This window comes from Selenomonas ruminantium AC2024 (assembly GCF_000687995.1).
Taxonomy (GTDB): Bacteria; Bacillota; Negativicutes; order Selenomonadales; family Selenomonadaceae; genus Selenomonas_A; species Selenomonas_A ruminantium_B.
Genome location: NZ_JIAC01000001.1, coordinates 1,987,134 through 2,010,244, shown reverse-complemented (window position 1 = coordinate 2,010,244; position 23,111 = coordinate 1,987,134). Strand labels below are relative to the sequence as shown.

Sequence of the window (23,111 nt, the reverse complement as noted above, 5' to 3'; positions counted from 1 at the left end):
ATTTTTGCGGAGGTGCAGAATGCAGAAGCGACGAATTGTCATTGGTGGCATCCTTTGCCTGGCTCTTATAGGAGGCGGGGCGGCTTTTTTGTGGCCGTCCCGGGAAGCTCCCGCCAGCCAGCAGATAACGGAAACCACCGTGGCCACCAGAAACGAAGATGTATCCCCAATCAATAAGATTCCGCAGACTGGGACGGAGCAGCCCAAGGAAAAGCCTCCGGTAAAACAGCCCATCAAGGATGTCTTTGCCTACAGCTTTGAAGGTGAGAAGGTCTTTATTGTGGCCGGTTCGGTAACGGCTAATAAAGAAAAGCATGAATGGCAGGCCAAGATAAAGAGCATCAACAAGAAGGGGGAGCCCCAGTCCGTACAGCAGGTGTTCTTCAAGCAGGAAGGCAAGCAGATTCTTACCAGCAACGGTAATGGCAAATGGCGTCCCATCGACGAGATGGATAAGTCTCTGTTCAATAAAGTCGTGGATATTTCCGGCACCTTTTGATAAATTTGTTAAAGTTTTTTTGAAAAATTGTATTTTAGGTGTTGACAAGACTTGCCCTTATCCGTATAATAATACATGTCGCTGAAACACAGCGGTAAAAAATTAAAGACGGCCCGGTAGTTTAGTTGGTTAGAATGCCGCCCTGTCACGGCGGAGGTCAGGGGTTCAAGTCCCCTTCGGGTCGCCACTTGCGGAAATAGCTCAGTTGGTAGAGCATCACCTTGCCAAGGTGGGGGTCGCGAGTTCGAGTCTCGTTTTCCGCTCCATATTATGGCGACATAGCCAAGTGGTAAGGCCGAGGACTGCAAATCCTTTATCCTCAGTTCGATTCTGAGTGTCGCCTCCAATTTCATAATGCGGAAATAGCTCAGTTGGTAGAGCATCACCTTGCCAAGGTGGGGGTCGCGAGTTCGAGTCTCGTTTTCCGCTCCATTTTTATGGCGACATAGCCAAGTGGTAAGGCCGAGGACTGCAAATCCTCTATCCTCAGTTCGATTCTGAGTGTCGCCTCCAAAATGAAAGCAAGCCTTCTCCTGTTTGACGGGAGGAGGCTTTTCTGTATTGAAGTTACGGCATAAATATTGTAGAATATAGAGTATGTGATTTGCGGGGAGGCTGTAATCAATGGAAACAAGTGATAAAGATTTAATCGAAGAAAAAACTGGCAGTGAAAAGATTTTTGACGGAAACCTGCTGCATGTCTATAAAGATACGGTAAAGCTGCCCAATGGCGGCGAAGCTACGCGCGAGTGGATTAAGCATCCTGGTGCTTCCGCCGTGATTCCGCTGACGGATGATGGTCAGGTGATTCTCGTGAAGCAGTATCGCTATCCCATCGGCCGCATTACCTTGGAGATTCCGGCAGGAAAGCTCGATGCTCCCGATGAGGACCCGCTGCTTTGCGCTGAGCGGGAACTGTCCGAGGAAACGGGTTACAAGGCCGAGAAAGTTACGAAGCTGACGACCATTGCCACAACTGTAGGATTTTCCAATGAGTACATTCATATCTATGCGGCTACGGGCCTTACGGCGGGCAAGCAGCATACCGATGAGGATGAGTTCATCAATGTGGTGAAGATGCCGCTGGCAAAGGCTGTGGAGTTGGTGCTGAACGGCGAAATCTTCGATGCCAAGTCGGTGACGGCGATTTTGATGTTGGAACGCAGCCAGAAGGAGAAATAAATGTTTGATTTTGATATAATGCATATTATTGCCGGCCTGCCCGGACTTTTGATTGCCATGGTCATTCATGAATACGCCCATGCGCAGGTGGCAGTATGGTTGGGGGATTTTACTCCTCGTCTGATGGGCCGCCTTACGCTTAATCCCAAGGCGCATGTAGACCCCATTGGTATGCTGATGCTGTTTTTGGTTCATTTTGGCTGGGCAAAGCCTGTTATGATTAACCCGCGGAATTTCAAAAATCCCAAGCGGGATGATATTCTGGTATCGCTGGCTGGCCCTATGGCGAATTTTGTCACGGCCTTTTTAGCGCTGGTAGCCCTGCTGGTTTACCTGCGGGTGGGCGGCGATATGACCGCCGGCGTGTCCATGGTCTTTCAGATGATTATTGAGTTCAATATCGGCTTTGGCATCTTCAACTTGATTCCCCTGCCGCCCTTGGACGGTTCCCATGTACTGATGCAGCTGCTGCCCCGGGATATGGCCTACAAACTGGCCGAGCTGGAGCGCTACAGCTTTTTGATTCTCATTGTGCTGCTGATGACGCCGGTGCTCAGCATGATTTTGATTCCTTGTCGGGCTTTTATCTGGCAGGTTTTCATGTTACTGTTACGGCCTTTTATCTAAATGGAAGATTACAAGATTAAAATTGATGCCTTTGAAGGTCCCATGGACCTTCTGATGCATCTCATTGAGAAGAACAAGATTGATATATACGATATTCCCATTGCGGAGCTGACCCGCCAGTATCTGGACTATCTGGACAAATTCCGGGAGTTCAATATGGAGATTGCCAGCTCCTTTCTGGTGATGGCGGCAACGCTTTTGCAGATTAAATCCCGCATGATGCTGCCCAAGGCACCACAGGCAGAAGGGGAGCCCGAGGAGGACCCCCGCTTCGAGCTGGTACAGCGGATTTTGGAATACCGCAAGTTCAAACAGGTCAGTCAGGTGCTCGGAGATATGGCAGGCGTGCAGGAGCGCTTTGTGGCCCGTGAGCCCATGGAACTGCCGGTGCATCATCTGCCACCGGGAAATCTCTCTTTGCGCCAGCTGGTGGAGGCTTTCCATACGGTGCTCTCCGTCAAGGAGGAGCTTTCCATCCCAAAAGCCTTGGTGGAACCGGAGGAATACAGTATCAAGGACAAGATGGAAGATATTATTCTGCTGCTGGGACGCAGCCGGGGGAAGCTGCTCTTTTCCGAGGCGTTCCGCTCCGGCACCAGAGGGGAACTCATCGTAACCTTTCTGGCCCTGCTGGAACTCATGAAGCTGCGGACGGTAACGGTCAAGCAGCAGCGTTCCTTTGCGGAAATCTATATCTGTGTCCGGGAGGAGGAAGTTCATGCCTGAGAAAGTACGGGCAGAAATAGCCGATACAGGACTCGTGGAAGCGGTGCTCTTTGCGGCGGGCAATCCCATGACCGTCAAGGAAATCGCTCATATCATCGAGCTGGATGTATTGGGTACCCAAAATATCATTACGCGGCTGCAGGCGGAACTGGACGAGCGCAAGAGTGGCCTGACCTTGCGGCAGGTGGCAGGCGGCTATCAGCTGGCCACCCGGCCCGAAGCCTTTGTAACCGTTGAGCGGCTGAGTCAGGTGGTGGATCGGAAGATTTCGGCGCCGACCATGGAGACGCTTTCCATCATTGCCTTTAAGCAGCCCATCACCAAGGCGGAGATTGAAAATATCCGCGGGGTGCGCATTGAACGCGCCCTGCAAAAATTACTGGAATTGGAACTGGTGGCGGAAGTGGGGCGCAAGCCTGTCTTAGGGCGGCCCATTCTCTACGGCACCACGGATACCTTCCTGCGGTGTTTCGGCATCAATACCTTGGAGGATTTGCCGGAACTGCCCACCACAGAAGAGGCGGTGGCAGGACTCGACAACGAACAGCTGGAACTTTTCCAGGAGGTTCAGCATCTGCAGGAAGCACAGGAAATGGAAACAAACGAGGAGACGGAATAAATGGTTGAATTATTAGCCCCGGCAGGCAGCCGTGAGGCGCTGATTGCTGCCGTGGAAAGCGGCGCGAATGCTGTTTATATGGCCGGTACCCAGTTCGGGGCCCGGGCCTATGCCAATAATTTTGATGAGGATGGCTTGAAAGAAGCCATCCGTTTTGCACATTTGCGGGACGTGTTGATTAACATCACCGTCAACACCATTGTAGATGATGAGGAAATCCCAGCCCTGAAGGAATATCTGCTGTTCCTGCGGGAGGCAGGGGCGGATGCTATTCTGGTACAGGATTTGGGCGTGGCGAAAATCGCCCGGGAAATCGTGCCCGATATGCCGCTGCATGCCAGCACGCAGATGACGGTGCACAGCCTCGAAGGTGTTTTGGCCCTGCAAGAATTAGGCTTTACCCGCGTGGTATTATCCCGCGAATTGTCCCTAAAGGAAATCGCTCATATCTGTGCTAACTGCGATGTGGAGATTGAAGTCTTTATGCACGGCGCGCTCTGTGTCTGCTATTCGGGCCAGTGCCTGATGAGCAGCATGATTGGCGGCCGCAGCGGCAACCGTGGCCGCTGTGCCCAGCCCTGCCGTTTGCCCTATACGCTGGTAGATGAAGCGGGCAATGATGTGCTCGGGGATAAGGCCGGCAGTTACCTGCTGTCCCCGCGTGACCTCAATACCATTGATGTGATTCCCGACTTGATTAAAGCAGGTGTCGCATCCCTCAAAATCGAAGGCCGCATGAAGCGTCCCGAATATGTGGCTACGGTGGTAGGAACCTACCGTCAGGCCATTGACCAATATTTGACAAGTCAAATATACGAAGTTGACTTGTCAGCCCGGGATAATCTGGCGCAGATTTTTAACCGTGACTTTACCACGGCATATCTCTTGAACCGTCCCGGTAAGGCCATGATGAGCGACAGACGCCCCAACAACCGCGGCCTGCTCATTGGCCGGGTAACGGCTTATGACTGGGATAAGCGCCTCGTGACGGTGAAACTTTCCGGCCGTCTGGCTCTAGGGGACCAGGTTGACTTTTGGGTCAAGGTCGGGGGCCGGGTGACGGCCACGATAAATGACATGTCAAATGTCAAAGGTCAAAAACTGACGGAAGCGGCTAGCGGCGATACGGTGCGCTTTGCCATCCCTGCCGCTGTGCGCGACCATGACCGCGTCTTTAAGGTCTACGATGCCCAACTGATGGAACAGGCCAAGGAAAAATACGCCAGTGGTGCTCCTGTGCGCCGCATTCCCATCACCGCCCAAGTCAAGGCCGCCATTGGCGAGCCCTTGACGGTTGTCCTGCGGGATAATGCTGGACACGTTGGCCATGGAAAAACGGAGTTTATCGGTGAAGCCGCCAAGAAGCGACCCCTGTCGGATGAAGTCATCCGCAAGCAGGTGGACAGGCTCGGCACTTCCGTCTATGAACTGACGGAGCTGCAGGCGGAAATCAGCGGCGAAGTCATGGTGCCCATGAGTGAAATCAATGAGGCCCGCCGTCAGGCTGTCGAAGAACTCGATGCGCAGCGTCTGGCGCATTATCCGCTGCGCGTAGCAGAGCCTGTGCCTTTCAAGGCCGAAGCATTTGCCGGGAAACTCTCCCAGCCCAAACTTATGGTAGCAGTGGATAATCTGGAAAAGATGCGTGCTGCCATCGAAGGTGGCGCTGACGGTATCCTCTTTGGCGGGGAATCATACGAGCATGAAGCGCTGACCGTGATGGATTACGAAAAGGCTTGGCATCTGGCCAAGAAGGCCAACGTGCGTCTGGACTTTAATCTGCCACGCATCATGCGCGACGATTTCCAGCCCTTCTTCGAGAAGATTCTCACAGCGGCCAAGAACTTCCCGCCATCGGCTGTGCATGTCCATAATATCGCACAGATTGCGCTCGTAAAACGGCTGACGGATTTTGCCATTCATGCCGATTACAGCTTGATTTCCTATAATAAGAGCACGCTGGCCTTCCTAAAAGATTACGGTGTGGCTTCGGCAACCTTATCGCCGGAACTCAAATGGCAGCAGATGGAAGCCTTGGCCAAGGAAAGTGATTTGCCTTTGAGTGCTATCGTGCATGGCCGTTTGGAACTTATGGTTTCCGAATACTGCGTGACGGGTTCCTTCCTTGGCAATGTGGGCGAGGGGGCCTGCAGCCATCCCTGCACGAAGGGGCGCTATGCGCTCAAGGACCGCAAAGAGGCGCTGTTCCCGCTGCGCATGGACCAGTTCTGCCATATGCACGTGCTCAACAGCAAGACGCTCTCCATGCTGCCCCATGCCATGAAGTTTAAGGGTGCTGGCATCAAGACCCTGCAGATTGAAGCTAAGGCCATGAAGCCGGCGGAAATCACGGCCATTACCCGTGCCTACCTGCAGGCTATGAAACTGCCCGCCCAGCTCGACGAAGCCCAGGAAGATGCGCTGAAGCGTCAGGAGGGCATGGATATTACCCGCGGACACTACTTTAGAGGAGTTCAATAAGTAAATGGAACAGGAATCGTTTAAGGTTTTAGAATACAAGAAGATAACGGATAAACTTGCAGAGTATGCCGGCTCGGCCTTGGGCAAGGAAAAGGCCCATGATTTATTGCCCAGCTCGGATTTTGCCGAGGTGCAGGAGTGGCAGGAGCAGACCACGGAAGCCGTGAAGGTGCTCTCCATGTCGGCGCCTCCTTTGGGCGGCATTCGCGACATCCGCCTGCTGCTCAAAAAGGCTGCCAAGGGTGCCATCTTAGAACTCGAAGAACTGCAGAACATCATGAGCACCATGTATGCCATGCGCACCATCAAGTATTTCTTCCGGGATTTGGAATTGGAAGCTCCGATTCTGCAGGAATGGGCGCGCTCGCTGGAAATTTTGGGCCAGTTAGAACGCAATCTCAACAATGTCATTGACGAACACGGCAATATGCGCGAAGATGCCAGCGTGGAACTGCGCCGCATCCGCCGCGAGCTCAAATCCTCTCAGACCCGTATCAAGGATAAAATCAACAGCATCCTTCACGATGGGGCTTATCAGAAGATGTTTCAGGATGCCATCGTCACCGTCCGTGACGAGCGTTATGTTATTCCCGTAAAGGCCGAATACCGCGCGCATTTCCCGGGACTTATCCACGACCAGTCCGCCAGCGGTTCCACACTCTTTATCGAGCCGATGGCTGTGGTGGAACTCAACAATGATGTGAAGCAGCTGACGCTTGCTGAACAACAGGAGATTCAGCGCATTCTGCGTCAGCTCTCGGGAGAAATCCAGCGCGAGAAGGATACGCTTTACGCTAACTGTGAGATTTTGGGGGATATTGACTTCACCTTCGCCAAGGCAAGACTGGCAGGTGCCATGAAGGCTGTGCGCCCGCTGATTAATGATGAAGGCCGCACGGTGCTCAGTAACGCCCGTCATCCCTTGATTGCCGCCGACAAGGTAGTGCCCACCAGCATTACACTCGGGCAGGATTACCGCATGCTTTTGATTACCGGCCCGAACACTGGTGGTAAGACTGTCACCATGAAGACACTGGGTCTCATGGTACTCATGGCCCAGGCAGGTCTTTATCTGCCTGTGGAGCAGGGGTCGGAAATCTCCATTTATGCTAATATCTACGCTGATATCGGTGACGAACAGAGCATTGAGCAGAGTCTTTCCACCTTCTCGGCGCATATGACCCATATCGTCAGCATTCTCGACAAGGTGGAAAGCGACGACTTGCTGCTATTGGATGAATTGGGCGCCGGTACTGACCCCGAAGAAGGGGCGGCTTTGGCCATGTCCATTCTGGAAAAATTGCTGGAGGTCAAGGCAACCACTGTGGCCACCACGCATTATTCTGAGCTCAAGACCTTTGCCTATACCCGCGAGGGCATTGAAAATGCCTGCGTGGAATTTGATATTGAAACCCTGCGGCCCACGTACCGTTTGCTGATTGGCATTCCCGGCGCCAGCAACGCCTTTGCCATCAGCCGCCGTTTAGGGCTGGCCGATTCACTCATCATCCGCGCCCAGCAGCTCGTCAAGGCCGACCATGCTCAGTTCGAGCACGTTATCAACGAACTGGAAAATGAAAAGATGATGTACGAGCAGCGCAACGCCGATATTGCCGAGCGTCAGGCGCGGGTCAAGAAGCTCGAAGAAAAACTCTTGAAGGCCAAGGAAGAATTGAGCCAGAAGAAAGGCGATATCATTCGCAAGGCCAAGGACAAGAGTGCGGCCCTTATCCGCCAGACCCGCCGCGAGTCGGAAGAGGTTATCAGCCAGCTCAAAGAGCAGTTTGACGACCTGGGCATCAAGGCGCGCCAGCAGGCCATCCAAAATGCGCGGGCCAAGATTAACGAGGCTTCCGCGAAAGCCAACCCGGGCATTATGGCCCAGAAGGGTGTCGGCCAGCGCATTGACCTCAAGACCATCCGCGTGGGTGATACGGTTTATGTGAAGAAGCTGGACCAGAAGGGCACCGTGCTTGAAATTCAGGGCAAGGACCTGACGGTACAGGTGGGGTCCCTGCGCACGAAACTCAAGGCCAACGCCTGCACCTTTATCTCCCATAAAGTAGCAGAAAAGCCAAGTGCCAGCACGGGCAGCCGCAAGAATTCCCAGTCTGCCAGCTTCCTGCAAAAGACTGCCAACATCGGCCGTGACATTGACATCCGCGGCATGATGGTGGACGAAGCGGAAATGGTGCTCGGAAAATTCATCGACGATGCGGTAATCGCCGGCTTAAGTCAGGTGCTGATTATCCATGGCAAGGGCACGGGTGCTCTGCGCAAAGGCGTCCATGCCTACCTCAAGAGTCACCGCAACGTGCTGAGCTTCCAGTTCGCGGATATCAACGAAGGCGGTACCGGTGCAACGGTGGTGGAATTAAAATAATACGGCCCTGTTAATACATGGACGATAGTGGGAATTTGTGTTACAATGGGGAAGTATAAATTTAAGGAGGCAGCTCATGGATAAACATTCTAATGCGAGCCGTCAAAAGCGTTCTGCTAAATCTGGCGGAACTGCAAAGCGTGTCATTTTAGGCTTTGGTCTGGTGCTCATGGTGATGATCACCGGTATCGGCTGTGGTTTTTTAACCGCGAGCATGAATACCAAGCCGGATTTAGCCAATGACATTTTGCCACCGGCATCTTCACAGATTTATGATATTAACGGCAATGAAATTGCCAATGTACATGCGGCGGAAAACCGCCGTCCGGTAAAAATTGCCCAGGTTCCCAAGCAGCTGCAGGATGCGTTCGTAGCGGTGGAGGATAACCGGTTCTACGACCATTCCGGCGTTGACCCCCGGGGCATTGCCCGTGCTCTTTATACCAATATTCGCGGTCATGGTGTGGCCGAAGGTGGTTCCACCATCACCCAGCAGCTGGCGAAGAATGCCTACCTGACTCAGGAGCGCACGCTGACCCGTAAGGTACAGGAAGTATTTCTGGCCCTGCAGCTCGAGCGCCAGTACACGAAAAAAGAAATTCTGGAAATGTATCTGAACCAGATTTACTTCGGTCAGGGCGCCTATGGCGTGCAGGCCGCTGCGCAGACCTACTTCGGCAAGAATGTGGAAGATTTGGATTTGAATGAATGCGCCATGCTGGCCGGCATTCCCAAGAGCCCGAACTATTATTCCCCGCTGAATAATCTGCAGGCCGCTCAGGAACGCAAGGCCATCGTCCTTGACCAGATGGAAAAGTACGGTTATATCACCCATTCTACGGCCGAAAAGACCAAGAAGGAAGATATGAAACTCGTGAAGCCGGCCAAGAAGAGCGATTCCGGCGTGGCTTCTTATTTCATTGATTATGTAACACAGAAGCTCATCGATAAATACGGCGCTGATGCGGTTTATAAGGAAGGCCTCAAAATCTATACCACCCTAGATATGGATATGCAGAAGGCCGCCGAGGAAACCGTCAGCAAGCTGCCGACCTATAAGACGGATGGCAACGGTCTGGCCCAGCCGCAGATGGCACTGGTGGCCATTGACCCCCATAACGGCTATGTAAAAGCCATGGTCGGCGGCCGCGGCAACGACCAGTTCAACCGCGCCACCATGGCTGTGCGCCAGCCTGGTTCGGCCTTTAAGCCCTTTGTCTTTATCGCAGCTTTGGAAAACAAATTCACCCCGAACACGGTGATTAACGACAGCCCTATTGACATCAACGGCTGGCGCCCGCAGAACTCCAGCGGTAATTTCAGCGGCAAGGTCACGCTGCGGGAAGTAGCGCGTCATTCCATGAACGTGCCGACGGTTAAGATTGCGCAGAAGCTCGGCATTGATAAGCCGATATACTATGCGCAGGAAATGGGCATTTCCACCTTTGTTTTGGAAGGCCCGGCCAATGACCGTCAGCTGGCTACTTCTTTGGGCGGTATGACGAAAGGTGTAACGCCGCTTGAAATCACCAGCGCTTACGGCACATTTGCCAACAAAGGCGTCCATGTGGACCCGGTGGTAATTGTCAAGGTGCTCGACCGCAACGGCAAAGTATTGGAGCAGAACGAGCCGAAACAGCGCAGTGTAGTCAGTGAAAACAGTGCGGCTGAACTCACGGATATGCTCGAAGATGTCATCAAGAAAGGCACGGGTACCCGTGCCAACATCGGCCGTCCGGCAGCCGGTAAGACTGGTACCACCAGCAACTACAACGACGCCTGGTTTGTCGGCTATACCCCGGATCTTGTTGCCGGTGTATGGGTGGGTAATGATGACAATACGCCAACCCGTGGCATCATGGGCGGCATGCTGCCCGCCGAAATCTGGCAGGCCTTTATGAAGAAAGCCACGGCGCAGACTCCTGCCAAGAACTTTGATGGTTCACGCTCCAGCAATTATGGCGGTGTGGGTGAACTCGAAGACGACAAGAAGCAGGAACTCAAAAAGACCGACACGAAGAAAAAAGACGATAAAAAGGATGCTGACAAGAAGGATGCCAAGAAGGGCGCCGATAAGAAGTCAGATCCGAATAACAAGCAAAACAACAATCCGGCTGCACCGCCTGTAGCTGCCCCGGAACCGGGCGGCGTAGGCAAGGGCCGGAACTAATAGACAAAACATACAAAGGAGAGAGTTTGTTGGCAAACGTATTTGACACATTACAGGAACGCGGCTTTATCGCCCAGTGCACCAATGAAGCAGAACTGCGGGAACTTTTCGATAAGGAGCGCGTGACGTTCTATATTGGTTTTGACCCGACCGCTGACAGCCTCCATGCAGGACATTTTATTGCCCTTATGGCAATGGCTCATATGCAGCGTGCCGGTCACCGTCCCATCTGCCTCGTAGGCGGCGGCACGGGCACCGTTGGTGACCCGTCCGGCCGTACGGATATGCGCAAGATGCTGACCGATGAAGACATCGAGCATAACTGCGAATGCTTCAAGAAGCAGATTTCCCGCTTCATCGACTTCAGCGATGGCAAGGCCATCATGGTCAACAACGGCGACTGGCTCCGCAAGCTCAACTATATCGACCTGCTGCGCGAAGTTGGTGCTTGCTTCACCGTTAACCGCATGCTGGCTGCTGACTGCTACAAGCAGCGCTGGGAAAAGGGCCTGACCTTCCTCGAATTCAACTACATGATTATGCAGGGGTATGACTTCCTGGAACTCAACCGCCGTTACGGCTGCAAACTGGAAATGGGTGGCGACGACCAGTGGTCGAACATCATTGCGGGTGTGGAACTGAACCGCCGCAAGAACAACACGGCTGTTTACGGTCTCACGAACAAGCTCTTGACCAAGAGCGACGGCAAGAAAATGGGCAAGACTGCAGGCGGTGCTCTGTGGCTCGATGCGGAAAAGACCAGCCCGTACGAATTCTACCAGTATTGGCGCAATGTGGATGATGCTGATGTGGAAAACTGCCTGGCTCTCCTGACCTTCCTGCCCATGGATGAAGTACGTCGCTTAGGTTCCCTCAAGGATGCCGCCATCAACGAAGCCAAGAAAGTTTTGGCTTACGAAGTGACGAAGATTGTCCACGGCGAAGAAGAAGCCAACAAGGCGAAAGACTCTGCCGAAGCAATGTTCGGTGGCAGCGGTGCCGGTGCTGACATTCCCGAAGTTAAGGCCGAAGCCGGTCAGAAACTTCTCGATGTACTCGTAGCAGGCAAAGTCTTTGCCTCCAAGGGCGAGGGCCGCCGTCTGATTCAGCAGAACGGCCTGTCCCTCAACGATGAAAAAGTCAGCGATGTGGATTATGTGCTGACGGATGCTGACTTCAAAGATGGCGAAGCCATCGTGAAGAAGGGCAAGAAAAAATACTATAAACTCACGAAGTAAACTTATGGCTGACATGTCAATTTTTGACATGTCAGTTTTTGTATCCGTTGACTTGTCAATTCCTTGCAGGAGTTTTCGCTTGTTTCGCGAATAAAATATAATGTGTAATGAAAAAACATAAAAGAAAATGCAAATTTTTCTGACAAAAGTATTGCTAACCTATGGATTATTCGCTATAATTAAGGTAGTAAGAAGTCTGAAAACTACATAAACAACACCGTGGCAGACATGTGATGGCTGCACCAGCAGGAGGACACCTTTATTCCATCGAAAGATGCGAATGAAGTTTCGCTGGTTTGTAAAACGGAGCTTTGAACTTCCCTGCACAGCAGGAGGGCATAAGGTGAGGAGACTAAGTGCTCATAAGGGATAAGTGAAGTTTACAAACGAAAGAGGCGAGCAAAATGAAGACCTGGCAGCGGATGGTTTCCCTGCTGGTTTTCGCGGTGGTTGTTATGGTAGCAACTCCGGCTATGGCCGCCAATTTGGAAAACAGCGTTCTCCATTTCGTAAATGTAGAACGTATGGCAGCTGGCGTACAGCCCCTGACTATGGACGAAACCTTGGCTGCAGCTTCTGACATTCGTGCAGAGGAAGCAGGCGTTCATTTCGCTCATCAGCGTCCGGATGGCCGTGAAGTTCAGTCCGTAGTAGCAGACGAATCTTACAGCTGGTTCGGTGAGAACCTGGCCGTCAGCACGGCAGAAGATGCAGAGGAAATCGTTCAGGCTTGGATGAATTCTCCGACCCATCGTGCCAACATCCTCAACCGTCACTATACGAAAATGGGCGTTACCTGCGCTAAAGGGGCCGATGGCCGTTACTATTGGGCACAGGAAATGGCTTGCGATTGAGATGTAGTTGCTGAAGAAATGTTTATAGAGTATGGAATACTTGTGTCAGAGGACGCAAGTATTCTTTTTTATGCGTAGAAAAGAGTGTGGATTTGTTTGAATTGGAAATTACGTTATCTTGGAGTATTGATGACCGCGGCAGTGGTCTGGGGAAATCATGCAGAAGCTGCAGTGCTCGTTCCTGAGAGGCCCGATGCGGGCACTTTGACAAGAGAGCAGCAGGATAGGGATTTGACCCGTCCTGAGGATGAAGTCAACCGCGCGTCGATTGCCGCTCCGGAGAAGGAACGGCCGAACCTTACCATGCCGGACGAGGTGAAAATTCAGGTCAAGGGCTTCAAAATCAGCGGTCAGGACATATACAGCGATGATGTCCTGCAGGCTCTGGTGGCCGAATATAATGGGAAAATGGTGACCTTTAAGGATTTGCAGGCCGGTGCCGATAAAATCACTGCCTATTTCCGCAAACACGGTTACCTCATGGCCCGCTGTTATATTCCCGCCCAGAAAATCAGCGGTGGCATAGTGGAGTATGCCATCTTGGTCGGACGTCTGGATAAAGTGGAAATTGACAATAAGACGAAAATTCATGAGTCAGCGCTTAAACGGGAAATTGGCTTTCTGAAGCCAGGAGATTATTTGACCCGTCAAAAATTGGAGCGGGCCGTATGGCTCTTGTCCGATTTGGCTGGTGCAGAGGCCAAGGCAACGCTTGCAACGGGCCAGCAGACCGGCACTGTAACGGTCAAGATTGAATTATCGGGCCATCAGGGCAAATGCGGCCTGTTAAGTGCCGATAATTATGGCAACCGCTATACGGGCTATTATTCCTATGGCCTGTCCTACGATATATTGAATCCTGCCCGCGAAGGTGACCAGCTGGCTTTGGCCGGAAATACCACAGGCTCACAGCTCTACAATTACGGCTTGAATTACATCCTGCCAGCAGGCCGGGATGGTTTGCGGCTGACCTTTGGTTATAATAAGTTATCTTATAAGTTGGGGGACGTATATGAACGGCTCGATGCCTGCGGTACATCCCTCTCAACATCAGCGGGACTCGAATATGCCATTAAGCGTAGCCAGATGCACAATCTCTATGCAGGCCTGCGCTATGAGTACAACAGCTTGAAGGATGAAATCCGTACCGTAGCGGATTCCACGATACCCAAGCATAGCAATGGCATGGTGCTCTCCCTTTATGGGGATGACCTGTCAGGACGCGGCGCGTTCAGCTGGCGCGTGGATTATAAATGGGGCAATCTCGCCTTCGAAAATGATGCAGGACGGAGGAAAGGACAGATAAGTCAGACATCCGGCACCTTCCATAAGCTCCGTTTCAATCTAATGCAGCAGCAGCGCTTGACCAACCGCCTGAATCTGATTTTGACTGCCAGAGGTCAGCTGGCCAGCTCCAATCTGGATTCCTCGGAGCATTTCTCCTTGGGCGGGGCCAGCGGAGTGCGGGCATATCCTGCCAGCGAGGCTTCGGGAGATATCGGCTATCTGTTGCGTGGTGAATTGCGTTACGCTCTGCCGCCGCAGGGAAAAAATCAGTGGCAGCTGGCCGCCTTCCTTGACCATGGCGGCGTGCAAATCAATAAGCATGATGACGGCCTGAGCGACAATGAACGCTTCCTGCAGGGGGCAGGCTTGGGCGTTATTTTCTCCCGCAGGGATGAATTCTTCCTTCGGGCGGATTACGCCTGGATATTGGGCGCAGCAAAGCCTCAGAGTGATACCAGCAGTCCGCGTGGACGCTTCTGGCTGCGCGGCGGTTTGTATTTCTAACAGAGAGGGGATATCGTCAATATGAAATATACACAGAAAAAAGCATTGCGCTGGATGGTGGCCATGGGACTGACGATGACCGCTTTTTCCTGGGGCAATGTAGAAGCAATGCCCACAGGCGGCGAGGTTCGCTCCGGTGACGCGGAGATAAAGACGAGCGGCCAGACCATGGACATCGACCAAAAGACCTCGCGAGTGGCTCTCGATTGGACAGGCTTTGATATCGCCAAAGGCGAAACGGTTCGCTTTCATCAGAATCCCAGTGATATTGCCATCAACCGCATCTTAGGCAACAAGGCTTCGGAAATCTACGGCAGTTTGCTGGCGGATGGTACCGTGTTCCTCTTAAATCCGCAGGGAATTCTCTTTGGACAAGGAGCACAGGTGGATGTAGGAAACCTGATTGCTTCAACGGCACAGGTTGACGATAGCTTCATGAAAGGTTTTAGTGCTGGCGGGGATGTCTCACTGAACCTTGGTGAAGCTTCTAAAGGTAAGGTAATCAATGCCGGTGACATCAAAGCCCAGGGCGGCCTCGTGGCTTTGCATGCAGCTAATGTCGAAAACACCGGCAGCATCAAAAATGACGGGGGCAAAGTGTCTCTTGCCGCCGTGAAAAATTTGGAGCTTGCCATCGATACGGCAGGCAAAATTAATTTTGAAACCAGCGGCGAAACCGCCAATGCCCATACGCTGAATGCAGGCACGATTCAGGCCGACGGCGGCTACGTGGTCATGACGGCCAAAAGCGCCGGCGATATGCTCAGCGAAGTGGTCAATAACACAGGAATTATCGAAGCCAAAACCGCCAGCATCAACGCCAAGGGCGAAATCCTGTTAGATGGCGGTGAGTATGGCACGGTCAATGTCAGCGGTAAACTGGATGCTTCTGGCTTAGCAGAAGGTCAAAGCGGTGGCAACGTGCGCATTCTTGGCGAGAATACCATTGTCAAGGATGGTGCGAAACTAACCGCCAGAGGGGATAAAGACGGCGGTCTTGTTGAAACCTCCGGTGATGTACTTGACGTGTCAACCAAGGCGGATATTGAGGCTAAAGGGCGCACGGGGAAGGCAGGCGAGTGGCTGCTGGACCCGATGAATGTGTATATTGGCGGTACTGAAAATGGAACGATATACACTATTAGTGATGGTGTAAATACAATTGATAGGAAAGACATTGGTACCGACTATAGTTTCATCACAGCTAATTCTATAATGGATAGGCTTAATAAGGGAACTGATGTTACAATTATAGCATTGGATAATACTGCTGCGAGAAATTCGAATATCATCGTTGCTGCTCCGATTACAATGACAAGTGGAGAAAAGGCAACTTTAACATTAGAAGCTGAACGCAATGTAATCGTAAAAAAAGAAATATCTGCAAGCGGTAATAATAAACTTAATGTAGTCCTCCATGCTGATACTGACGGTGATGCAAAAGGCATGGTAGCAATTAGTGCGGATATTAATACCAATGGTGGAGCCTTTACAGCCGGAGCATGGAACGTTAATGCTGACGGAGAAATTACAGTTGGTACTTATTTCGGCCCTTATGATGTGGAAAACAACACGCCAACTAATGATAAACAAACACAATCGTCGATTAATTTAATCACCAATGGTGGAAATGTCAATCTGTATGGTGATGTGGCAATGGGACTGAATGAAGGCACATTGACCATTGATACTACAACAAAGTCTGGTAGCAATGGTACTGTGAATATTACAGGTAATGTGGATTCCTTAAATACATATAAAGTAATATCAAAGGATTGCTCCAAGGAAGAACTTGATAGCATTGTGGAAAAGTATTATGATAATTATTTGTATAAGCACGGGTATTATAATGACTGGTCAGACTTGCCTCCAGAAGAAAAAAATATAATTAAAAAACGTTTTGAATCATACGGAGGAGCAGATAGAATCTTAGAAGAATACTATGTTACAAACTTTAAAAAGGATTATCCAAAGACTTGGGAAGAGCTAAAACCTAATGAACAAGAGAACATTAAAACAAAATTCGAATCAAAATCAGATGGTGCTAATAGTGTTGAGGATTATTATAGTAAACATGTAATATTAAAAGATTTGAAAGAGCTGACACCAGAAGAACAATCTACTATAAAAAATAGTTTTGCATTATATGGTGGCGTAGAGCAGGCACTAAAGGATTATTATAAAAATAAAGTTCAAATTCCTAAGAAAACATATAGGGAATTAGTTTCAAGCACCTTAGAAGCAGATAAAAATAGATATAAAATTCTGTACAATACATGGCTGGCTCTTGATGCTTGGAATAAGATACCTGCTAACAGAGAATCTATATTGAACCGTTGGGAATTAGCCAAAGAAGCGGCCAAGGAGGGCACAGCTGGTGGTGCAAATGTGGGAGATAAGTATCTCGCGACAATTACCACGGCCTTGGAAGAATGGATTGTGGGCTCTAGGTTGGAGAATGTTTCTGCAAACCAATTTTTTGTTGGAGGACATACAGTAAAGGTCGATTCTCCTAAAGACCGTGTGTTCCGTTGGGAAACTGGGCCAGAAGGAGAAAATGGTGAAACATCTTTTTATACCACTACTGATGCAGGAAAAGGTTATGTTAGCTTAGATATGTATCAGGATTGGTTACATAATGATAAAAATAATAATAATGATCCGAATAATGATAGTAAAAGTCCCACCAATGATGGCCAACCTTGTTTAGCACTACGTTGGCGTGCAAATGATTCATTTTGGAGTGATGTTGACAATCAGCAGAGTAATGTCAAAGGTTTCATTCAGGAAACGAATACTCAACCATCTAGTTTTAAGGTGAATAGTGGTAGCGCCAATGTGACCATAGGAGGGAACATCGGGAAGTCGGCACGTTTGCATGAGCTTGATATTACGACTAGTGGCAAAATTACTATTGGTGGTGGTATCAATTATGCGGCCAAAAATAATGCAGGTACTGGAAATCAAAAATTGGACAACGCCCTTCATTATTATTCTGCCAAAAACATAAAAGCAGATATTGTCAAATTAGGTGTGGAGGAAAGCTATCGCTATAACAATTCCGTGGAACGCCCGCAGTTTGCTTCATTAACCTTTACGCCAATTACCGGCGAGGCAGATTATCGTGAAGTACAGGAAGAAAAGAACAGCTCGGTTGAGCAGGTCTTGGGTTTGACCACTGCCAAGCTGCCGCTGGTGAAGGAAGTCAATGGCATGCTTACAAGCTACGGCACTTATCGGCTGGCGGTTGCCCCGGACAAGGTGACGATGGAACTTGCTGATACGAGCGTTCCCGTACCGGCCAATAGTATTCACGACCAGTATCGTGAGTATACCAAGAATTTGACGACGAAGCGTGGCGCGGCAGATTTCAAACTCAGCTACGACGGCTCCGTTTTTGCCCTTCATCCCATAGGGCAGGAGGCCGAAAAGATGTTAGAAGCTGGTGACGCGGCTCACAATGTGGATGTTGTAAGTCAAGCGCTCTACACAGCTTTCCATGATATGGGATTGACACTTGATGACTTAGATGCAGTATATGTATGTTTTGCATAACTGCGTAAGGACAGCCCTGCAGGAGTAAATCTTGCAGGGCTGTTTCTTTTTCTAAAAAGCTCTATTCACAGAGCTTAACTTGTGATATAATTAAAACAAAATTAAAAAGTTGCGTTTTCTGAAAAAAATACTTAAGGAAAAGCGGTGATTTGACGATATAGAGTATATAGAGGAAATAAATGCCAGGGCAAGGGCTTCATGTTGCTCTGGTTTTTGATATACGAGAAGGGGATGATCTTATGAAATCTTCGCGGCAGAAGGCCCTGCAACAGGTAGTGGCCTTGAGCATGATGATGACGGCTTTTTCCTGGAACAGCGCAGAAGCTCTTCCGGAAGGAGGCACAGTTCGTTCTGGCGACGCAGATATCAACAAGCAGGATCAAACTCTCGTAATTGATCAGCATACGCAGACCGTGGCGCTGGATTGGAACACCTTCGATATTGCCAAGGGAGAAACGGTCAGATTCAATCAGCAAGCGAGCGATATCGCTCTTAACCGGATCATCGGCAACAAGGCATCCGAGATTTACGGTAACTTGCAGGCAGATGGAACGGTGCTTCTGCTTAACCCTCATGGTGTTCTTTTCGGACAGGGGGCTCAAGTAGACGTTGGAAACCTGATAGCCTCAACGGCACAGGTTGACGATAGCTTCATGACTGGTTTGGGAGGTAGCGTGGAGGCAATCTCGCTGAAACTCGGTGAAGCATCGGACGGCAAAATCATCAATGCCGGAGATATTCGGGCCCAAGGGGGCTTAGTAGCTTTGCATGCATCTGTGGTGGAGAACACGGGCAGCATTGCTAGTGAGGGCGGCAAGATTGCCCTTTCTGCGGCAAAAAATCTGAATCTTTCCATAGATTCGGCGAAAAAATTGAATTTCGAAACCACAGGGGAATTGGCTAACGCCCATGTGCTGAACACCGGCAGTATTCAGGCGAATGGCGGCCATGTGCTGATGACGGCGAAAAGCGCTGGCGATATGCTCAGTGAAGTCGTTAATAATGAAGGCATTATCGAGGCCAAAACCGCCAGCATCAACGACAAAGGAGAAATCCTGCTCGATGGTGGCGAACATGGTACGGTCAATGTCGGCGGTACTTTGGATGCTTCGGGGCTGGCAGAAGGCCAGAGCGGCGGCATTGTGCGCATCGTTGGGGAGAACACCAGCGTTAAGGCTAATGCAAAACTTATCGCCAACGGCGATAAGGATGGCGGCCTCGTGGAGACCTCCGGTGATGTACTTGACGTGTCAACTGCGGCTGATATTGAGGCTAAGGGCCGTACCGGCAAAGCCGGTGAATGGCTGCTTGACCCCATTGATATCATTATCAGCAACGAGGCACCAGTCGGTTATACCCCGCTGAGCGATACGAATGGTTCCTTTGTAAGCCATAGCACAACGAATCATGAAACGTACAGCTATATCAATTCTAACTATATCAGCCAGCTTCTCAGCCAAGGGGTAAATGTCACCATTCAGGCGATTGACGGCCATACCAACAGTGCCTCGCTTTATGATTTGGGTACCTCCAATATTACGGTAAATGCTCCCATTACGAAATACCAGATTGGCACGAGCCTCAACGATGCCACGCTGACCCTGCAGGCGCAGCGTAATGTGTCCGTCAATAAACCAATCCGTTCCACCAGCGGCATGCTCAATGTGAATCTGCATGCTGATACGGATGGGGATGCCAAAGGTATGGTAATTCTCAATGCAGATATCAATACCAATGGCGGCGATTTCACTTCTGGCACCGGCAATGCTATCGAAAATGGTACTGTAGGTACGTACTTGGGGCATGCAGACGGAGAGGCTGAAAATGCGGCTCGCCAGATAATCACCAATGGTGGCAATGTCAGCCTGTATGGTGATGTGGCTTTAGGCCTTAATCAGGGCGCTTTACGGATTGACACCCGTGACGCTGCTGGTACAGGCGGTGCGATTAAGATTACCGGCAATGTAGATTCGGCCAATACCTATAAGCTGTTTATCAATAACACTGATAGCGGTACCAAGGTTAAAGATAATCCGGAAATGAAGAGCATTGCCAAATACTATTATGATGAGCATCTGAAGGATATCGTGTTTATGGATTTCGATGCCTTTGCCGATTTAGCGCAAACGGATGAGCATTATGCAAAGTTATATCAGGAAGTTGCAGAACGTTGCTTTAATCAGTATGGCGGATACCAGAATCGGGTAGAACCAACGACTCCGGCAGAGCGGAAAGAGGCGCTTAAGGCTTATTTCAATGAGCATGTAAGTTTGGGCTCTGTAGGTGCTCCGAAAGATTTTGATGCATTGACCAGTGCAGAATATGAAAAATTAGCCAAACATATATTGACAACTTGGGCCTTCAACAAAACGAACAATCGGGAATCTATCCTTAACCGCTGGGAAGCTGCTAAGGAAGCTGCCAAAGAAGGAACCGCTGGTGGAGCAGCCATCGGTGACAAGTATCTGGCAACGATAACCACCGCTGTGGAAGATTGGGTGGTCAGCTCTCTTATGGCAGGAAAGGATTATGAACTGCTTCTTGGTGGGCGTACGGATTATGTTGGTCCACATGTTGTCAACGTGAATCGTATTTTCCGTTGGGAGACCGGCCCCGAAGGACTGGCCAATAATGGTGCCGGCACAGTATTTTTCACCGCCACAGGGGCAGGAAATGGCTATACAGCCGAAAATATGTATCAGGGCTGGTCCCATGATGTTACCAACCCCAGCAATAAATTTAACGAACCAAATAATGATGGTAAATACGAACAGCCCTATGTGGCCGTTGGCTGGCGCTGTGATACCAGTTGGGCGGATGTTGACAACCAAAAGAACAATGTCAAAGGTTTCATTCAGGAAACCAATTCGGAGCATTCCGGGTTAAATCTGCAGGGTGGCACCGGCAATGTGACCATTGGCGGGAACATTGGCAAATCGGCAACCTTGCAGGAATTGACCATCAATACAGCAGGCAAAGTAGAGATAGGAGGTGGAACGAACCTGGCAAGTGGTGGTACCTTTACAGGCCAGGTATTCACAGACAATGGCGTGGACATTACCGGTGGTGCTGGCGGCATAACCGTTGGTGACCGTATCACTTCTGCTGCTAGCGGCGTAACTCTTACGTCACAGGGGGATATCACAACCAATGGAATTACGGCCAGTGACAAAGTAGCGATGATTACCACGGGAAATGGTAAGACCGTTACGATGAACGGTAATATCCAAACAAGAGCAACGGCTGTTGATGCAGTGATTATTGATGCGAAGGATGGCACGTTTATCAATAATTCTGTGGAGGCCAAGGGAATCGAAACGGGAACCGGGGGCAGCTGGAAGATTTATTCCAACGCACCGGCAGACAACACCTTTGGTACCAACCTCAACAGTGGTACCTATGCCCTGTGGAACCGTGGGTCCGAATCTTACGGTTACACGGCGGTGCAGGCGGATGATGCCAGTGCAGTTGGCCGTTACATTTTCCGTCATCAGCCAGTGGTAACCTTTACCGCTAATGACCAGGAGAAGATTTACGGCAATGAAGCCCAGAGTCAGGCCACATGGACGGTTACTTCCGATTCCATGAACTACGGCGCAGCCTTTGATGAATCGTCTGTAGTTAATGGAACCAGTGTAGCAGGAAGTGCCACAAGTGATGGCTTTGCCGCAACGGCAACGAGAACAGATGGTCAATATAGTGCTTCGGACAGCCATATGGCCGTCTATAAAATCAATATGAATTCCGACAGCCCGGCATTCCTGCAATCGCAAGCAGTTGCTAATGGCTATGACCCCATGCCATCCTATGGCTCCGGAAAAATCAACGTGAACCGGCGCGATCTGACCGTAGCTTTGGAGCTTAGCGGAACTTATGGCAGCACCGATTACACGCAGATGATTCTGGCGGATAATTTGGTTAATGGTGACAGCATCCGTCAAGTAAGCTATACCCTGGATGACAGCTATGCAGCCCTTATCGGTGCCAGTGCTTTGACGGCGCCAGTGGGTGAGTATGCTAACGCTGTGCTGGCTACATCGTTGCTCTTTGAAGATACCAATGATGCAGCTAACTACAACGTTACCTACAACAATGCAAAGCTGACGATTACGCCGAAAGAAGTGCTGCTCGATTTAACTGGCAGCGGAACGTCTCTGGACAAGGAAAACATCCAGGTTCAGGGCGCAAGCTATGCATCACAATTAGTTAACGGAGATACATTAGACAGCGCGCCTGCAGTTGCCTATGACATTGGCGGCCAGCTCTCGGGCAATACCTATGGGATTGACCTGCTGGTTAATGGCAATAAGGTGGCTGACGGGACAACGGTGGATAATTACCGCTTCAAGTATACGGGCGTGTATACGCTGGAGCCGATTAACCAGACTGCAGCAGGTGGTACCTTGGAACGTCCTCAGTTTGCTGCCTTGAGCCTTACTCCCCGCGCAGGGGAAGGCAGCTATCAGCTGGTTACGGATACCACCAAGACCACTTCGGTACAGCAGGTTTTAGGTTTGACCACGGCGAAACTTCCCTTTGTGAAGAAAGTGGGCGGCAGCCTTATAAGCTACGGTACTTACAAGCTGTCGGTAGACCCGGAAAGAGTGACACTGGAAGCAGCGGATACGAGTATTCCCGTACCTGAGAATGGACGCCATGACCAGTACCGCGAATATACCCGCACGATAACGACGGAACGCGGTGGGGCAGAGTTCAAACTCAGCTATGATGGCTCCGTGTTTGCCTTGCATCCTGCAGACAAACAGGCGGAAATGATGTTGAAAGCTGGCGACGCAGTGCACAATGTGGATATTGTAAGCAAAGCGCTTCACGTAGCTTTCAGTGAAATGGGATTGGGACTTGAGGATTTGGATGCGGTATATGTATGCTTCGATTAACTAAGTGAGGGCAGCCCTGCAAGAGAAAAAACTTGCAGGGCTGTTTTTCAGGATTTTTTGCTTGTGGAAAAGTTTTATTAATTTTTGC

Annotated in this window: 13 protein-coding genes and 5 tRNA genes; all 18 read left to right on the top strand. The window is 50.5% G+C overall.

What is annotated here, in order from left to right; translation table 11 throughout:
* Nucleotides 1–19 precede the first annotated feature (19 nt).
* The 18 genes from P157_RS0109535 to P157_RS0109450 all read left to right on the top strand — a co-directional run bounded on the left by P157_RS0109535 (nt 20) and on the right by P157_RS0109450 (nt 23,023).
* Nucleotides 20–499, top strand: coding sequence for a hypothetical protein (locus tag P157_RS0109535; protein ID WP_026760797.1), 480 nt, complete (start codon nt 20–22; stop codon nt 497–499).
* Nucleotides 500–609: 110 nt separating this feature from the next.
* Nucleotides 610–686, top strand: a tRNA-Asp gene (locus P157_RS0109530).
* 3 nt (nt 687–689) lie between these two features.
* Nucleotides 690–765 (top strand) — tRNA-Gly (locus P157_RS0109525).
* Between the two features lie 6 nt (nt 766–771).
* Nucleotides 772–845, top strand: a tRNA-Cys gene (locus P157_RS0109520).
* Between the two features lie 10 nt (nt 846–855).
* Nucleotides 856–931 (top strand) — tRNA-Gly (locus tag P157_RS0109515).
* Between the two features lie 7 nt (nt 932–938).
* Nucleotides 939–1,012, top strand: a tRNA-Cys gene (locus P157_RS0109510).
* A 111-nt stretch (nt 1,013–1,123) separates the two neighbouring features.
* A complete protein-coding gene (locus P157_RS0109505) occupies nt 1,124–1,681 on the top strand; it encodes an NUDIX domain-containing protein (RefSeq protein ID WP_026760796.1) in 558 nt (185 codons plus the stop codon).
* On the top strand, nt 1,682–2,308 hold the full coding sequence (locus P157_RS0109500) for a site-2 protease family protein (protein WP_026760795.1): 627 nt from the start codon (nt 1,682–1,684) through the stop codon (nt 2,306–2,308).
* Nucleotides 2,309–3,034 carry a segregation and condensation protein A gene (locus tag P157_RS0109495; protein WP_026760794.1) on the top strand — a complete coding sequence of 242 codons (726 nt, stop codon included), beginning with the start codon at nt 2,309–2,311 and terminating at the stop codon, nt 3,032–3,034. It begins immediately after the preceding gene.
* Nucleotides 3,027–3,653 (top strand): SMC-Scp complex subunit ScpB, encoded by a 627-nt coding sequence (gene scpB / locus P157_RS14320; protein ID WP_037368286.1) that lies wholly within the window; start codon nt 3,027–3,029, stop codon nt 3,651–3,653. The genes P157_RS0109495 and scpB overlap by 8 nt, the downstream gene beginning before the upstream one ends.
* Nucleotides 3,654–6,134, top strand: coding sequence for a DUF3656 domain-containing U32 family peptidase (locus P157_RS0109485; RefSeq protein WP_026760793.1), 2,481 nt, complete (start codon nt 3,654–3,656; stop codon nt 6,132–6,134).
* A 4-nt stretch (nt 6,135–6,138) separates the two neighbouring features.
* Nucleotides 6,139–8,517, top strand: coding sequence for an endonuclease MutS2 (locus tag P157_RS0109480; RefSeq protein ID WP_026760792.1), 2,379 nt, complete (start codon nt 6,139–6,141; stop codon nt 8,515–8,517).
* A 76-nt stretch (nt 8,518–8,593) separates the two neighbouring features.
* A complete protein-coding gene (locus P157_RS0109475) occupies nt 8,594–10,687 on the top strand; it encodes a transglycosylase domain-containing protein (protein WP_026760791.1) in 2,094 nt (697 codons plus the stop codon).
* A 29-nt stretch (nt 10,688–10,716) separates the two neighbouring features.
* Entirely contained in the window at nt 10,717–11,925 is a 1,209-nt protein-coding gene (tyrS, locus tag P157_RS0109470; protein ID WP_026760790.1) for a tyrosine--tRNA ligase, read from the top strand.
* Between the two features lie 404 nt (nt 11,926–12,329).
* The gene (locus P157_RS14315) at nt 12,330–12,779 is read left to right on the top strand and encodes a CAP domain-containing protein (protein WP_051598576.1); all 450 of its coding nucleotides are present in this window, start codon (nt 12,330–12,332) and stop codon (nt 12,777–12,779) included.
* A gap of 96 nt (nt 12,780–12,875) precedes the next feature.
* Nucleotides 12,876–14,570, top strand: a complete 1,695-nt coding sequence (locus P157_RS0109460) for a ShlB/FhaC/HecB family hemolysin secretion/activation protein (protein WP_155266736.1) — start codon at nt 12,876–12,878, stop codon at nt 14,568–14,570.
* Nucleotides 14,571–14,591: 21 nt separating this feature from the next.
* Complete coding sequence (locus P157_RS0109455) at nt 14,592–18,125, top strand: filamentous hemagglutinin N-terminal domain-containing protein (RefSeq protein WP_026760788.1); 3,534 nt, start codon at nt 14,592–14,594, stop codon at nt 18,123–18,125.
* A 239-nt stretch (nt 18,126–18,364) separates the two neighbouring features.
* Nucleotides 18,365–23,023, top strand: a complete 4,659-nt coding sequence (locus P157_RS0109450) for a filamentous hemagglutinin N-terminal domain-containing protein (protein WP_026760787.1) — start codon at nt 18,365–18,367, stop codon at nt 23,021–23,023.
* Nucleotides 23,024–23,111: the final 88 nt, after the last annotated feature.